12 protein-coding genes are annotated in these 15,119 nt (G+C 68.8%); 6 read left to right on the top strand and 6 right to left on the bottom strand.

All coding sequences use genetic code 11. The annotated features are described in order from the left end of the window. Window positions 1–95: 95 nt before the first annotated feature. Window positions 96–2,453: a Tat pathway signal protein gene (locus WFQ05_RS02805; RefSeq protein ID WP_337052556.1), complete on the top strand. Its 2,358-nt coding sequence runs from the start codon at window positions 96–98 to the stop codon at window positions 2,451–2,453. A gap of 146 nt (window positions 2,454–2,599) precedes the next feature. Beyond that, window positions 2,600–3,703: a glycoside hydrolase family 43 protein gene (locus WFQ05_RS02800; protein WP_337052555.1), complete on the top strand. Its 1,104-nt coding sequence runs from the start codon at window positions 2,600–2,602 to the stop codon at window positions 3,701–3,703. Window positions 3,704–3,794: 91 nt separating this feature from the next. Here WFQ05_RS02800 and WFQ05_RS02795 read toward each other — a convergent pair whose 3' ends face one another. Continuing rightward, a complete protein-coding gene (locus WFQ05_RS02795) occupies window positions 3,795–4,685 on the bottom strand; it encodes an SDR family oxidoreductase (protein WP_337052554.1) in 891 nt (296 codons plus the stop codon). Window positions 4,686–4,783: 98 nt separating this feature from the next. On the opposite strand from WFQ05_RS02795, the gene WFQ05_RS02790 reads away from it, so the two are divergent. Continuing rightward, on the top strand, window positions 4,784–5,614 hold the full coding sequence (locus tag WFQ05_RS02790; RefSeq protein WP_337052553.1) for a helix-turn-helix transcriptional regulator: 831 nt from the start codon (window positions 4,784–4,786) through the stop codon (window positions 5,612–5,614). Window positions 5,615–5,683: 69 nt separating this feature from the next. Here the strand turns inward: WFQ05_RS02790 and WFQ05_RS02785 are convergent, their stop codons facing one another. Next, window positions 5,684–6,652 (bottom strand): threonine dehydratase, encoded by a 969-nt coding sequence (locus tag WFQ05_RS02785; RefSeq protein WP_337052552.1) that lies wholly within the window; start codon window positions 6,650–6,652, stop codon window positions 5,684–5,686. Between the two features lie 143 nt (window positions 6,653–6,795). On the opposite strand from WFQ05_RS02785, the gene WFQ05_RS02780 reads away from it, so the two are divergent. After that, window positions 6,796–7,614, top strand: a complete 819-nt coding sequence (locus WFQ05_RS02780) for a formate/nitrite transporter family protein (RefSeq protein ID WP_130522551.1) — start codon at window positions 6,796–6,798, stop codon at window positions 7,612–7,614. Window positions 7,615–7,711: 97 nt separating this feature from the next. On the opposite strand, the gene WFQ05_RS02775 is transcribed toward WFQ05_RS02780, so the two are convergent. Next, on the bottom strand, window positions 7,712–8,326 hold the full coding sequence (locus WFQ05_RS02775; RefSeq protein ID WP_337052551.1) for a superoxide dismutase: 615 nt from the start codon (window positions 8,324–8,326) through the stop codon (window positions 7,712–7,714). A gap of 319 nt (window positions 8,327–8,645) precedes the next feature. On the opposite strand from WFQ05_RS02775, the gene tadA reads away from it, so the two are divergent. After that, complete coding sequence (tadA, locus tag WFQ05_RS02770; protein ID WP_130531445.1) at window positions 8,646–9,155, top strand: tRNA adenosine(34) deaminase TadA; 510 nt, start codon at window positions 8,646–8,648, stop codon at window positions 9,153–9,155. A 33-nt stretch (window positions 9,156–9,188) separates the two neighbouring features. Here tadA and WFQ05_RS02765 read toward each other — a convergent pair whose 3' ends face one another. Beyond that, window positions 9,189–10,256, bottom strand: coding sequence for an acyltransferase (locus tag WFQ05_RS02765; protein ID WP_337052550.1), 1,068 nt, complete (start codon window positions 10,254–10,256; stop codon window positions 9,189–9,191). A 312-nt stretch (window positions 10,257–10,568) separates the two neighbouring features. Between WFQ05_RS02765 and orn the strand changes: the two genes are divergently transcribed. Beyond that, entirely contained in the window at window positions 10,569–11,138 is a 570-nt protein-coding gene (gene orn, locus WFQ05_RS02760) for an oligoribonuclease (RefSeq protein WP_130522547.1), read from the top strand. 500 nt (window positions 11,139–11,638) lie between these two features. Here the strand turns inward: orn and WFQ05_RS02755 are convergent, their stop codons facing one another. Next, complete coding sequence (locus tag WFQ05_RS02755) at window positions 11,639–12,592, bottom strand: mechanosensitive ion channel family protein (RefSeq protein ID WP_235872354.1); 954 nt, start codon at window positions 12,590–12,592, stop codon at window positions 11,639–11,641. An 8-nt stretch (window positions 12,593–12,600) separates the two neighbouring features. Beyond that, window positions 12,601–14,976, bottom strand: a complete 2,376-nt coding sequence (gene ppsA / locus WFQ05_RS02750) for a phosphoenolpyruvate synthase (protein ID WP_337052549.1) — start codon at window positions 14,974–14,976, stop codon at window positions 12,601–12,603. Window positions 14,977–15,119: the final 143 nt, after the last annotated feature.

Here is a 15,119-nt window from a genome sequence, read left to right as displayed (position 1 = left end):
GTGCGAAAAGCCGCACCTGCCAGCGGTGTGTCGGACAAGACGCGCGCTCGCCGGCATCGCACGATGCGGCTTGATCATTCAACCGTGTGGGCCCCATGGACCGCAGAGACTTCCTTCGCCACGGCATGGCCGCCACGGCGGCCGCTGGCCTGCTTCCCGCCGCCGCTGGGCTGACCACCGAACAGGCCGGCGTCGCCCCGGTTGCCGCCCCTCCGCCGCGCCTGCGGCCGGCCGGCAGCGTGGAGCTGGCGGGGTTGACCGCGCTGACCGCCTTCACCCATCGCGGTCAGGCCTGGACCGTGCACGAGGACCTGCGCACGCCGCAGGGGGCGCTGGTGCTGGCCTGCGCGGCCGGCGTGCTGGAGCTGGGCAAGCGCACCGAGGCGGTGTGGGGCAGCAGCGACACGCCGTACTTCGGCATACCGTTGGCCGAGCTGGCCATGGCCGAGGCCGACCTGCTGGCCGACCGGCTGCTGCGCCAGAGCGACCCAAGCGAGGCCGAGGTGCGCGATGTCGCACCGCCACCGGCCTCACGCCTGGATCCCAAGGACTACAACGGCCGCCTGCCCTGGACGACATTCGTGGGCACGGTGCAGGGCAAGGACACGATGCCGATCTATCCCGATGGGCGTAGCCGCACCTATCGGGCGATCCAGTATTTCCCGGAGCTGGCCGATGCCGACAAGGTCGCCCATCGCAGCGAAGGCCTGCTGGGCGGCTGGATGCCGGCCGTGCACAAGGTGATTCCGGCGGGCGAGGGGCGCTGGTACGACCTGCTGGTGTTCGCCGACGTCAATGCGCACGACGCGTTCGTGGTGCAGACCTGGCATCGGGCGGTACTGGTCGAGCAGGGCAGGGCCGTGCGCACGGTCTACGGCTACAGCTATCCCGACTATCCGCCGCGCCGGGGCGCGGCCAGTGCGCAGGACTTCTATCGCGGAATGATCGACTTCGCCGCCGCGTGGCAGGCGCAGCTGGCGCAGACCAGCACGCTGGCGCTGCCGGACGCCAGCTGGCCCGACCTGGCGCGGTTCGCCTTCGCCCGCGAGCTGATCGTGCGGCCGGGCGGCGTGTTCCCCAAGTACGGCGCGGTGGACCGCGATTACGTCGGCAACGAGTACGACGGCTTCCAGGACACCTTCACCAGTTCGCTGTATGCCAACCTGGAATGGGGCCGCTTCGACCAGGCCCGGGCCGTGCTGGACAACTACCTGTCCGACTACACCCAGCCCGATGGCCTGGTGAACATGCGCGGCCCGGAGACGGGCCAGTTTGGCCTGACCCTGTCGCTGCTGGCGCGCTACCTGCGCTACACCGGCGATGTCGCGCTGCTGCGCCAGCACTACGGCAAGATCGAGGCCACCGCGCAGTTGCTGGTCGAGCTGCATGACGCCAGCCTGCAGCTGCCGCGCGACGATCGCGGTCATGGCCTGATCCACGGCTGGAGCGAATCCGACGCCTGCCTGTATCCGGACCCTTCGCTGTGGTGGAAGCCGTACTTCGGCAACAGCGCCCTGGCGATCCGCGGCTGGGAGGACATCGCGGCGGCATGGACGACGATCGCGGGCACGCCGGGCCGCTCAAGCCAATGGCGCCAACGCGCCAGGCAGCTGCGCCAGCGCCTGCAGGAATCCATCCGCGCCGATATCCGTCCCGACCTCAAGCCCGCCTATGTCGGCCCGCTGCCGGGCACGCGCGAGACCTTCCGCCAGGCGATGTCGCAGGAAGATCCCAGCAAGAGCGAGCAACTCTGGTCGCATCGCGCCTATGCCGAGCTGCTGCAGGCCGACGTGCTGCCGGATGCGCTGGCGCACCTGGTGATCGACTGCCTGCGCGGCCACGGCGGCACCACCCTGGGCATCGTCTCCAACATCTGGAAGCCCACGCCGGAAGGGCGCGACATCCTGGGTTTCATCTCCTACGGCTACGCCCAGCAGCTGCTGCGCCTGGACCGGATCGAGGAATACCTGCTGTTCCTCTACGCGCACCGCTATCAGGCGCACACGCGCGGCAGCTGGACCGCGGGCGAGGTGGCGGGCATCACCGGCGGCATGCCGCTGTTCTGCATGCCCGCGCAGATGACCGTGCCGCTGCTGCTGCGCTGGATGCTGGTGTTCGATCAGGACCAGGACCTGTATCTGGCGCGCGCGCTGCCGCGCGACTGGCTGGCCACCGGCAAGCCGATCCTCCTCGAAAATGCACCAACGCCGTGGGGCAGGGTTGGCGTGTCGATGCAGGCCCACCCCGAGCAGGGCTTGACCCGGGCGGAGGTCAGTCTGCCCGCGCTCAAGCCCAGGGCCGTCTGGCTGACGCTGCGTGCGCCCGCCGGCAAGACGCTGCGCGAGGTCAGCATCGCGGGCGTCCCGGCGGCGCTGAGCGGGCCGCATCGCGACCGCGTCGCGCTGCCCTTCAGCGCGGGCGGCAAGGTCAGCATCGAGGCGCGCTACGCATGAGGTCGCACAGGCCAACGCCCATGTTGGGTGCCGAGAACGGCGAATCGGGTGACCTTCAAGCCGGTGACCACCCGCCGTCTGCCGCCCCGGGTCAGGTCAGCCGTCAGTTCGAACAATCTGCAGTGCCAAGGAAAGGGGGTCTGAGGATGAAACAGCTGCGTCAGTCGTGTACACACACGGTCGGGGAGGCACAGGCCCGGCGTGGCCATCGCGGTGCACGCCCCAGGCCACACATCGGGCGGCTGCTGGCGGCCGCCGCCGTCCTGCTGCTTGCGCCCTGGTCGGCCGCGGCCGCCGACAAGCCAGCCTCCATCGTGGCCGGCGAGCGCTGGTACGACCGCCAGGGCGAGGTGATCAACGCCCATGGCGCCGGGATGCTCAGGGCGCCCGATGGAAGTTATTACTGGTTCGGCGAGTACAAGACCGCGGGCAAGGGCGGCAACGCGGCGCATGTCGGCGTGTCGGTCTATCGGTCCCGCGATCTGCTGCACTGGGATGCGCGCGGCATCGCGCTGCCGGTGTCGAAGGATCCCGCGTCGGACATCGCCGATGGCGCCATCATCGAGCGCCCCAAGGTGTTGCACAACGCGGCGACCGGGAAGTACGTGATGTGGTTCCACCTGGAACGGGCAGGGCATGGCTACAAGGACGCCCGCGTGGGCGTGGCGGTCGCCGATGCGCCGGCCGGACCGTACCGCTACCTGCGCTCGTTCCAGCCCAATGGCCAGCAGTCGCGCGACATGACGCTGTTCCAGGACGAAGACGGCTCGGCCTACCTGTTCTACAGCTCCGAAGGCAACGCCACGATGCATGTGACGCGCCTGACCGCCGATTACCTGGACACCGAGCAGGACTATCAGCGCATCTTCGTGGACCAGTGGCTGGAGGCACCGGCGATCTTCAAGCATGCCGGGCGCTACTTCTTCATGGGCTCGGAGTGCACGGGCTGGAAGCCCAATACCGCGCACGGCGCCAGCGCGGCATCGCCGCTGGGACCCTGGACCGAGTTCGGCAATCCCGCGCAGGGCGAAGACGCGGCGCTCACCTTCCACAGCCAGAGTGCCTACATCCTGCCCATGCCGGGCCAGCCGGGTCGCTTCATCTACATGGGCGATCGCTGGAACCCCGAGAACGCCATCGACGGACGCTATGTCTGGCTGCCGCTGCAGGTCGAAGGCGACCGTTTCCGCGTCGATTGGCATGCGGACTGGTCATTGGAGCGGCCGGCCGTCGCCGCAACGCCGCGCTGAAGTCCCGAATCCAGCGAGGCGAGACGCCAGCCGTTCGCCACCCGGGATGCGGGGCTTGGGTAGGCTCGCTCCCGGGCCTGTTGCACGACGACTATTGTGCGTAGCGGGCCAGGTCGAGATCTGCGAGCAGCGTCGGCCCCGTCGGATGCCAGTGCAGCCGCGCCTGGGTGAGGGCACTGGAGGCCGGCATGTCCTGCGCGGCGAAGTGCATCAGCCAGCCGAAGTAGGCCGGCGCCGCTTCCGGCGCGACCGACACCACCGGCAGCTTCAGCCCGCGGCCGAGCGATTCGGCGATGTCGCGGCTGCTGACGCCTTCCTCGCCGACCGCGTGATGGCGTGCCCCGCGAACGGCCGCCTCCACGGCAAGCCGATACAGGCGCACGACATCGGCAAGATGCCCGGCCGACCAGCGATTGCGGCCCTCGCCGATATAGGCGACGTAGCCCTTGTCGCGGGCGACGGCAATCAGCGGCGAGACCAGGCCCTGCCGGAGCGGATCGTGGACCTGCGGCAGCCGCACCACCGACACATTCACGCCAGCCTCCAGCAGGGCATTGCCGGCCAGCTCGGAGGCGACGCGCGGATTGGGATGGTCGGGATTGAAGACGTCCTCGCTCGCCAGTTCGCCGTCCCGGGCAATGCCGAATCCCGTTCCCGAGGTGATGACCAGCGGACGGTCGGAGCCCTTGAGCGCCTCGCCGAGCGCGGCGATGACGCGCCCGTCCTTCTTGCAGTTCTCGACGAAGCGCGAAAAGTCGTGATCGAACGCGGTATGGATCACGCCGTCCGCCTGGGCGGCGCCAGCACGCAGGCCTTCGGGATCTTCGAGCGTGCCGCGATAGACCTCGGCGCCCGCGGCGCGCAGCGCCTGGGCGCCCGCGTCGGAGCGACTGACGCCAATGACCTGGTGGCCTGCGCCGATGAGTTCGGGAACGAGGGCCGAGCCGATGAAGCCGGTCGCGCCGGTAAGAAAGATGCGCATGGTGCGGTGTCCTGAGCGTGGAGCTGCGCACTATCTGGCCCATCGCCATACCGGTAAATTAGTGATCTCATCCTAGTAAAGCGACTAACAGGCTCCGCATGCCCGTCGGCACGGCCAAATCCCTCGGCGAATTCCTGAGAAGCCGTCGCACGCGCCTGGACCCGGCCAGCTTCGGCTTCACCGGGCGCAGGCGGACGCCCGGGCTGCGCCGGGAAGAGGTCGCGCAACGCGCCCACATCAGCCCGACCTGGTACACCTGGCTCGAGCAGGGCCGCGGCGGCGCGCCCTCGCCTGAGGTCCTGGACCGCGTGGCCAGCGCGCTGATGCTCACCGAGGCCGAGCGCGAACATCTGTTCATGCTCGGACTGGGACGGCCGCCCGAGGTCCGCTACAAGGCGGTGGACAGCGTCAGCCCCCGCCTGCAGCGACTGCTCGATCTGCTCGACGCGAGCCCGGCGATCATCCGCACCGCCACCTGGGAGATCGTGGCCTGGAACCGGGCCGCCACCGTCGTGCTGACCGACTACGGCGCGCTGCCGGTGGGCCAGCGCAACATCCTCTACTTCCTGTTCCGCGATCCGGCCGCGCGCGCCAAGCAGCACGACTGGGACAGCGTGGCCCGCTTCGTGGTGGGCGGCTTCCGCGCCGACGTGGCGCGCGCCGGCCTGGCCTCCGAAGTCGGTGAGCTGGTGGACGAGCTCTGCAGGCTAAGCCCGGAGTTCGAAGCGCTGTGGCACGACAACGAAGTGCTCGACGCGGGCGGCGGCGAACACCTCAAGCGCCTGCTGCACCCGGAGCTGGGGCCCATTGCACTGGAATACTCGGCCTTCGCCGTCGACGGCCGGCCGGACCTGAGCATGATCGTTTACAACCCGACCGACCCCGACGTCGCGCAGCGCATCAGGGCGCTTGCCGCCGCGTCCGGCTGACGCGGATCGAACGCAGCATCCGTCAGGCCCGCCGCGAGAGGGCCGGGCGACCGACCCGGACGCCCGGCCTCATCCGGCCAGCACCTCGGCGAACAGCGGCGCATCCACATTGCCGCCGGTGAGCGCCACGCCGATGCGCTGCCCCGCCCAGAACCTGCGCTGCTGCATGGCCGCCGCCAGCGCCGCGGCGCCGGCGCCCTCGGCCACGTTGTGGGTGGCGGTGTAGAGCAGGCGCATCGCGGCGGCCACCTCGTCGTCGGTGACCGCAACCACGTCCTCGGCCTCGGCGCGCACCACCGCCATCGCGTCGGCCACCGGCAAACGGCAGGCCATGCCGTCGGCGAGACGGGTGTTGGCGGGCGACTCCACCAGCATGCCGCTGCGCCAGGACTGCAGGCTGGCATCGGCATGCGCCGAGACCACGCCGACCAGCCGCGTGCTCACACCGCAGTAGGCGCGCGCCGCCGCCGCGCCGGCGAAGCCCGAGCCCAGGCCGATGGGCACGAACAGCACATCCGGCGCCCCGCCAGCGGCCTTGGTCGCCTCGAAGAACTCCACGTAGGCCGTGGCCACGCCGCGCACCAGCTCGCGATGGAAGGAGGGGATGCGGTGCAGGCCATGCGCGCTCGCCAGCGCGGCGGCGTGGTCCGAGGCGGCCTGGAAGTCCTCGCCATGCTCGACCAGCTCCACGCCCAGCGCCCGCATGGCCGCGTTCTTCTCCACCGAGTTGCCGTGCGGCACCACGATGGTCGCCTGCAGGCCGTGGCGGCGCGCGGCGAAGCCGACCGACTGCCCATGGTTGCCGCGGGTGGCGCTGATTACCTGCCGCACCTCCGGCTGGGCGCGGCGCAGCTCCTCGAAATAGGTCAGCCCGCCGCGCACCTTGAAGGCGCCCACGGGCGTGTGGTTCTCATGCTTGATCCAGACCTCGGCGCCCAGCGCCTGTTCGATCAGCGGCCAGCGGTACTGCGGCGTCGGCGGCAGGGCCGCGCGCACGGTGGCAAGCGCTGCGGCGATCTCGTCGGAGGAGAAACGCATGGCGGACCTTGGGAGGGCATAGCCGGGAGGGGAGAAGCCAGAGCATACGACGACCGGAAAGCCTCGTGCCGGGCGCCTTCGTGCACGCTTTGGAGACACCTTCGCTTCCACGATGTGCGCCCCCCACACCCTGGATCACCGCCATGGCCGAACCGGTCGCGGAGCTGGACAATGTCCGCGAGGAAGAGCTCGAGGAACGCGCGCCCTCCAAGGCGGCCGCGGTGCACGAGCGCATCAGCCGGCAGGGCGAGAAGGAGCTGGCGCGCGACTTCTTCGCGTTGTTCTGGTCGGCCATCGCCGCGGGCATGACGATGAGCATGTCCTTCCTGGGCCGGGCGCTGCTGCAGGCGTATCTGCCGGATGCGCCGGCCGCGTTCCTGATCGAGGCCGCCGGCTATGCGCTGGGCTTCGTCTTCGTCATCAGCGCCGGGCAGCAGCTGTTCACCGAGAACACCATCACCCCGGTCCTGCCGGTGATGCGCAACTTTAGCCTGTACAGCCTGGGCCGGCTGCTGCGGCTGTGGGGCATCGTGCTGCTGGGCAATCTGGTGGGCGGCTTCATCGCCGCGGCGGTGTTCGCCTGGCTGCCGATGTTCACGCCCGAGGTGGACAAGGCGCTGCTGGAGATCGGCCTGCACCTGGGCCAGGTGCCGCTGGCCACGACCTTCGGCACCGCAGTGCTGGCCGGCTGGCTGATCGCCACGCTGGTGTGGATGCTGCACGCGATCGAACAGAACAAGCTGGCGATGATCGTGATCGTGACCTGGCTGATGGGCGTGGCCGGCGTGGCCCACGTGGTGGTGGGCACGATCGAGGTGATGTACGTGATCCTGCTCGGCCAGGCGCAGGTCTGGCCTTCGCTCGTCGGCGTGGTGCTGCCGGCCCTGGTCGGCAACGTGCTCGGCGGCACCTTCATCTTCGCGCTGATGAGCCACGCGCAGGTCAAGGCGGACGTGGAGTAGCGAGCCGCCTGGCGGATGCGGGCCGCGACCAGGCCGCGTCCCGCACCACGCGATCGAAGCGGTGGGCGCGCCGTCGCAGCGCGCCCGCCGCAACAACTCAGCCCTGCTTGGCGGCCTGGTAGCGGCGCGCCACCTCGGTCCAGTCGACCACCTTGTAGAAGGCCTCGATATATTCGGGCCGGCGGTTCTGGTACTTGAGGTAGTAGGCGTGTTCCCACACGTCCAGGCCCAGGATGGGCGTGAGGCCCTGCATCAGCGGGCTGTCCTGGTTGGCGCTGTTCTCCACGCTGAGCTTGCCGGCCTTGTCCACGCACAGCCAGGCCCAACCGCTGCCGAAGCGGGTGATCGCCGCCTGGGTGAAGGCCTTCTTGAACGCCTCGAAGCCGCCCAGCTCGGCGTCGATCGCCGCGGCCAGTTCGCCGCTGGGTTCACCGCCGCCCTTGGGCGACATCACCGTCCAGAACAGCGAATGGTTGGCGTGGCCGCCGCCATGATTGGTGACCGGGCCCTTGAGCTTGTCGGGCAGTTCGCCGATGCGCGCCACCAGTTCCTCGACCGGCAGCTCGGCCCACGGCGTGCCTTCCACCGCCGCGTTGAGCGAGTTGACGTAGGTCTGGTGGTGCTTGCTGTGGTGGATCTCCATCGTCTTGGCGTCGATGTTGGGTTCCAGCGCGTCGTAGGCGTAGGGGAGATCGGGCAGGGTGTAGCTCATGGTGCCTCCATGGGGTGGATGGACGGGAGGGCAGGCCGGATCGAGCGCGCCGGGCCACGACCGGCCGCCAGACGCAGTGCAGGACTTGCCTGGAGAACCGGGGTCGAAGGAGAAGGCTGATCGATCATGACGCTGCGCTAGAGGGGCCGCGCGTGGGCGGCATTCGCGTTGCGTCTGCGGCGGGGTCGTTGGCCCGGGGCCGCACGTCAGCGGTGCTGGTGCAGGTCGAATTGTCGCTGCATCCGGGTAGCGCGGCGTGAACGGCGCAGGGGCGCCGCGTAGAATCGCGCTCTCGTCCCCCTCAAGAGACCGTGTCGTCATGGATCCCGCCGCCGAGGCCATCGCCCGCGCGCCCGATGCCCAGGACGAGGCCTGGATGCGTCAGGCCTTCGCCGTGGCCGATCAGGCCCAGCACGAGCTGGACGAGATCCCGGTCGGCGCGGTGCTCATCGATGCCGACGGCCACTGCATCGGCCAGGGCGGCAACCGCAACCGCTGCGACCACGACCCGAGCGCGCACGCCGAGATCGTCGCCATGCGCCAGGGCGGGGCGCATCTGCGCAACCATCGGCTGGTGGGCTGCACGCTCTACGTCACGCTCGAACCCTGCGCGATGTGCGCCATGGCCATGGTCCATGCCCGGCTGGCGCGCGTGGTCTATGCCGCTTCCGATCCCAAGACCGGCGCGGCCGGCAGTGTGTTCGACCTGCTCGCAGACCCGCGCCACAACCATCGCGTGCAGGTCACCGGCGGGGTGCTGGGCGAGGAGGCGGGCCGCCGCCTGACCAACTACTTCCGCGCCAAACGCGGCAGGCCGCTGCTGGACTGACCGGCAGACCGGCCGCAGCGCCGATCCGCGCCCTCAGCCTGCGGGGACGGGATGCGATGCGCCCAGCCGGCGGGTTACCCAGCGCCGCGCAGGCGTCTCGATCGCCCGATTGACCAGGGCGGCCAGCGCCACGCTCGCCAGGACGCAGCCGATTCCGGCGATCCAGGGATTGATCCGGCCGAACAGGCCCAGCGCCTGCATCGCGTCCAGTACCGGCATGTGCAGCAGGTAGAGCGAGAAGCTGATGCGCCCCAGCTCGCGCACCGCGGCATTGGCCAGCAAGGCGTCCGACACGCGGGTGCGGAAGGAGAAGGCCAGCACCGCCAGGGCCGCCATCAGCGTGCGCGCCAGATCGGAGTAGTACCAGTGCTCATGCTCCGCGACCTCGCCGGCCGGGAACAGCGGCAGCAGCATGTGCTGATAAGGGATCAGCAGCAGCACCACGCCCAGGCAGGCCAGCAGCTGCAGGCCGCCGATGGTCGCAGGCCGCAACAGCGCCGGGCGCTGCAGCAGGCGCCAGCGCAGCATGGCCACCGCCACGCCGGCAAGGAAGATATGCAGCTTGGTCACGAACAGCACGCCGGGCAGGGCAGGCGAGGTGGCGTAGCTGGCCACGACGAACAGCCCCAGCGCGCCCAGCGCCAGGGTCCGCGGCGTGCCCCGCAGCAGCGCCAGCCCCCAGAGCAGCACGAAGAAGCCGTAGAACTGGAACTCCGGCCCCACCGACCAGAACACCCCGACCGAACCGACGAAGGCCAGATGCCGCACCAGCTGCGCCGCATCCATCTGGTAGTGGAAGCCCTGGTGGACGAAGTGCGAGACCAGGAACGACAGCACCACCACTAGGTAGTACACCGGCACGATGCGCGCCACCCGCGCCACGCAGAAGCGGCGCACCGTCTGCGCGTTGAAGTCCTGGTGCAGATGCAGGTAGGCCATCAGAAAGCCGCTGAGCGCGAAGAACAGCAGCACCCCGCACGCACCGAAGTTCACCCGATCCCAGGCCGGGGACTTGCCCGGAAGATGCGAGACCACCACCGCCAGCGCCGCCAGCCCGCGCACGCCATCCAGCGCCGGCATGTGCTCCTTGCCGACGCTCACATCACGCCGTTCCGCTTCCGTGGGAGCCGCCACGGCGGCGATGAGGCTTTCCCGATACAGCCCCGTTGCCGCCATGGCGGCTCCCACATTCCCACCGTCGCGCTGACGCGTCGCTGTGGGGATAGGACTTGTGGACAATGCACCGGCGTCCGCCGCGGGCTGCAAGTAAGGCGGGTTGCGCACGCCGGGCTCCGTAATGGCTGATCTGCATCGTCCATAACGCGAGCGCGTCCCTGCACCGGACAGCCGGCGCCGACGGCCGCGCAGAAGCGCTGCGCTATGATGAACGACTGTTCCGCTCACTTCTTCGCCATGACCACAGCCCTCAACGCCAGCCACCTGATCTGGATCGATCTTGAGATGACAGGACTGGACACGGACCGCGATTCGATCCTGGAAATCGCCACGGTCGTGACCGATTCCCAGCTCAACATCCTGGCCGAGGGACCCGAGTTCGCCATCGCCCATCCGCTCGACGCGCTGGAGCGCATGGACGAATGGAACCGCAACCAGCACCGGCGCTCCGGGCTGTGGGACCGGGTGGTGTCCAGCACCGTGACCCTGGGCCAGGCCGAGGCGGCGACCGTGGAGTTCCTGGCGCGCTGGGTGCCGGCCAACGCCTCGCCGATGTGCGGCAACTCGATCTGCCAGGACCGCCGCTTCCTGCACCGGCTGATGCCGCGCCTGGAGCGCTACTTCCACTACCGCAACCTGGACGTGAGCACGCTCAAGGAACTGGCGCGGCGCTGGGCGCCGCAGGTGCTGGAGGGCGTCAAGAAGCAGTCCTCGCACACGGCGCTGAGCGATGTGCACGACTCGATCGCCGAGCTGCGCCACTACCGCCGCTACCTGGCGCAGCTGGCGCTGCCAGAGCAGGGCTGAGCACGCTGCAATCTCGCGGCAAACTTAGCTCGGTGGGAACCGCCATTGTGGCGATGAGGCTCCACTAGGAAAGCCCCATCGCCGCCATGGCGGCTCACACAAGGGCGGCGACTGACAGACGCCAGCCACTTCCTACCGTCATTCCCGCGGAGGCGGGAATCCAGGGACTTTCGCGCGGTGGATCAAGACGCCGGGTTCCCGCGTTCGCGGGAACGACGGGTGGGTCTCCTCAGGAAGGGAAGGCTAACGTCTGGGTGCAGCTAGGGGGCCGAGAAACCGGGGAAAGCCCGTCGCCGCCACGGGCGGCTCCCACCTGTAGAGCGGAGCTTGCTCCGCTGCTCTTCGTTCAATTCGCGGGAAAGCCTCAGCGGAGCAAGCTCCGCTCTACAGGCGGACCGCCGCGAGATTTGAGGAGACACTTGCTCCCACCCAGCTACGGATAGCAAGAAGGCGGCCAAGGCCGCCTTCTTGCTGTTCAACTCACACGATGAAGCCGCGCGCTAATTGCCCTTGGCCGCACCCGGCCCCGCGCCCGTATCGCCATCGTCGGTCACCGCCTTGGTCAGCACCTCGGCCAGCGGCCGCCCGTCGGCGTCGTGATGATAGACATGCAGATCGCGCTGCGGGTAGGGGATGGACAGGCCCTGCTCCAGCAGCTGGTTGCGGATGGCCTCGATCACCGTGCTCTTGGCGCTGCCGAAATCGCCGTTGCTGGCATAGGCGAACAGCATCAGGTCCACGCTGCTCTCGCCCAGGTTGGTGACCTGCACGAACGGCTTGGGGTCCTTCAGCACCAGCGGATTCTGCTCGGCGATCTCCAGCAAGATGCGCTGTGCCTGCTTGAGGTCGTCGTCGTAGCCCACGCCCACCGTGATCTCCAGCCGGCGCGTGGGCAGGGTGGAATAGTTGATGATCGGCGCGGTGGTGATGGTGCTGTTGGGCAGGGTGATCACGCGCTGGTCGAAGGCGCGGATGCGCGTCTGGAACACGCGGATCTCATCGACGATGCCCTCCTGGCCGGCCGCGACCACATGGTCGCCGTCGCGCATCGGCCGCAGCACGATCAGCATCACGCCCGAGGCGATGTTGGACAGCGAGTCCTTCAGCGCCAGGCCGACGGCCAGGCCGGCGGCGCCCAGCACGGTGGCCAGCGAGGTCGCCGGCACGCCGATCTTGGTCAGCGCGCTGACGAACACCAGCACCAGCAGCACCGCATAGGACACGTTGCGCAGGAAGCTGCTGAGCGTGCTCTCCACGCGGGCGCGGGTCAGGGCACGCTCCAGCGCCAGGCTCAGGCGCTTGGACAGCCACATGCCCACCACCACGATGACCAGCGCGATCCCCCAGTTGAGGAGGATCCCGGCCCAGTCCACCGTGCTCCAGTCGAACGCCGGTGCGCCGGCCGCCCTGGCCGGTGCCGGCGCGGCGGTCGTCGCGGCCAGCAGCGCGTGCATCGCCCCCATCATGCGGCCTTGGTCTTGGCCAGCGCCAGCCAGGTATCGACCACGGTGTCGGGATTGAGCGAGACCGACTCGATGCCTTCCTTCATCAGCCACTCGGCCAGGTCGGGATGGTCCGAGGGACCCTGACCGCAGATGCCCACGTACTTGCCCTTGGCGCGCGCGGCCTTGATCGCCATCGACAGCAGCTTCTTGACCGCCGGATTCCGCTCGTCGAACAGGTGCGCGACGATCGACGAGTCGCGGTCCAGGCCCAGAGTGAGCTGGGTCAGGTCGTTGGAGCCGATCGAGAAGCCATCGAAGATCTCCAGGAACTCCTCGGCCAGCAGCGCGTTGGACGGCACCTCGCACATCATGATGATCTTCAGGCCGTTCTCGCCCTGCTTCAGGCCGTTGGCCTCCAGCACCTCAACCACCTTGCGGCCTTCCTCCAGCGTGCGCACGAACGGGATCATGACCCAGAGGTTGTCCAGGCCCATCTCGTTGCGCACCTTCAGCACCGCGCGGCACTCCAGCGCGAAGGCATCGGTGAAGGAGGGATCGACGTAACGGCTGGCGCCGCGGAAGCCGATCATCGGGTTCTCTTCCTCCGGCTCGTAGCGCGTGCCGCCGATCAGGTTGGCGTACTCGTTGGACTTGAAGTCCGACAGGCGCACGATCACCGGATTGGGCGCGACCGAGGCGGTCAGCGTGGCGATGCCCTCGGCCAGGCGGTTGACGTAGAAGTCCACCGGCGCGCCGTAGCCGGCGATCTTGGCGTCGATCTTCTTCCTGGTCGCCGCGTCCTGCTGGTCGTACTCGAGCAGCGCCTTGGGATGGATGCCGATGTGGCTGGCGATGATCATCTCCAGGCGCGCCAGGCCGATGCCGGCATTGGGCAGCTGGCCGAAGTCGAACGCGCGCTCGGGGTTGGCGACGTTCATCATGATCTTCAGCGGCGCCGGCGGCATGTTGCCCAGGTCCGTGGTGGTGCGCTCGAACTCCAGCACGCCGTCGTAGATGAAGCCGGTGTCGCCCTCGGCGCAGCTGACGGTGACTTCCTGGCCGTCCTGGACCAGCTCGGTCGCATTGCCCGAACCGACCACGGCCGGCACGCCGAGCTCGCGCGCGATGATCGCGGCATGGCAGGTGCGGCCGCCGCGGTTGGTGACGATGGCGCTGGCGCGCTTCATCACCGGCTCCCAGTCCGGATCGGTCATGTCGGCGAACAGCACATCGCCCGGCTGCACGCGGTCCATGTCCTCCAGCGAGCGCACCACGCGCGCCACGCCGGCACCGATCTTGGCGCCCACCGCGCGGCCTTCGGCCAGCACCTTGGCGCCCTTGGCCGACAGCGCAAAGCGCTCGATCTGGGTCGCATGGCTGCGCGACTTCACCGTCTCCGGGCGCGCCTGCACGATGAACAGCTTGCCGCTGACCCCGTCCTTGGCCCATTCGATATCCATCGGGCGCTTGTAGTGCTTCTCGATGATCAGCGCCTGCTTGGACAGCTCCTGCACATCCTCATCGCTGATGGAGAAGGTGTTGCGCAGCTCGCCGGGCGTGTCCTCGATGCGCACGCGCTCGCCCGGCACATCCGAATAGACCATGCGTACCTGCTTGCTGCCCAGCGAGCGGCGCAGGATCGCCGGCTTGCCGGCGCTGAGCGTGGGCTTGTAAACGTAGAACTCGTCGGGATTGACCGCGCCCTGCACGACCATCTCGCCCAAGCCGAAGGAGGAGGTGACGAACACCACGTCGCGGAAGCCGGACTCGGTGTCCAGGGTGAACAGCACGCCCGAGGCGCCCACATCCGAGCGCACCATCAGCTGCACGCCGGCCGAGAGGAACACGTCCTCGTGCTTGAAGCCATGGTGCACGCGGTAGGCGATCGCGCGGTCGTTGTAGAGCGAGGCGAAGACTTCCTTGACCTTGTGCACGACATCATCGGCGCCGGTGACGTTGAGGAAGGTCTCCTGCTGTCCGGCGAAGGACGCATCGGGCAGGTCCTCGGCGGTGGCCGACGAACGCACCGCCACGGCCACATCGCCGCCGCCGTTCTCGGCGGACAGCTGCGCATAGGCGCTGCGGATGTCCTTGTCCAGCTCGGGCTGCAGCGGGGCATCGATGACCCAGCCGCGGATCTCCTTGCCGGCCGCGGTCAGCGCGCCGACGTCCTCGACATCCAGCGTCTCGAGCTTGTCGAAGATGCGCTTGGACAGATCGTTGTGCGCGATGAAGTCCTTGAACGCCTCGGCCGTGGTGGCGTAGCCGCCAGGCACCGACACGCCCAGCTGGGCCAGGTTGCCGATCATCTCGCCCAGCGAGGAATTCTTGCCGCCCACGCGGGCCAAATCCGACAAGCCAAGCTCATGCAGCCACAGGATGTTCTGGTTCAAGCGCTACGCTCCGATAGCAGCCGTTGCCACACCCGGTGGGGTTGCAGCGTCGGGCCGCGTCCTAGGGGGAAAGGCGGTTATGATGCAGTGCCAAAACAAGCATCACAAGCTTGAATTGGCGGGGTTTTCAGTTTCAACAGACA

The organism is Pseudoxanthomonas sp. USHLN014, from assembly GCF_037153335.1.
Classification (GTDB): domain Bacteria; phylum Pseudomonadota; class Gammaproteobacteria; order Xanthomonadales; family Xanthomonadaceae; genus Pseudoxanthomonas_A; species Pseudoxanthomonas_A winnipegensis.
The sequence above is the reverse complement of the archived record's forward strand: the minus strand, read 5'-3'. Positions and strand labels throughout refer to the sequence as shown.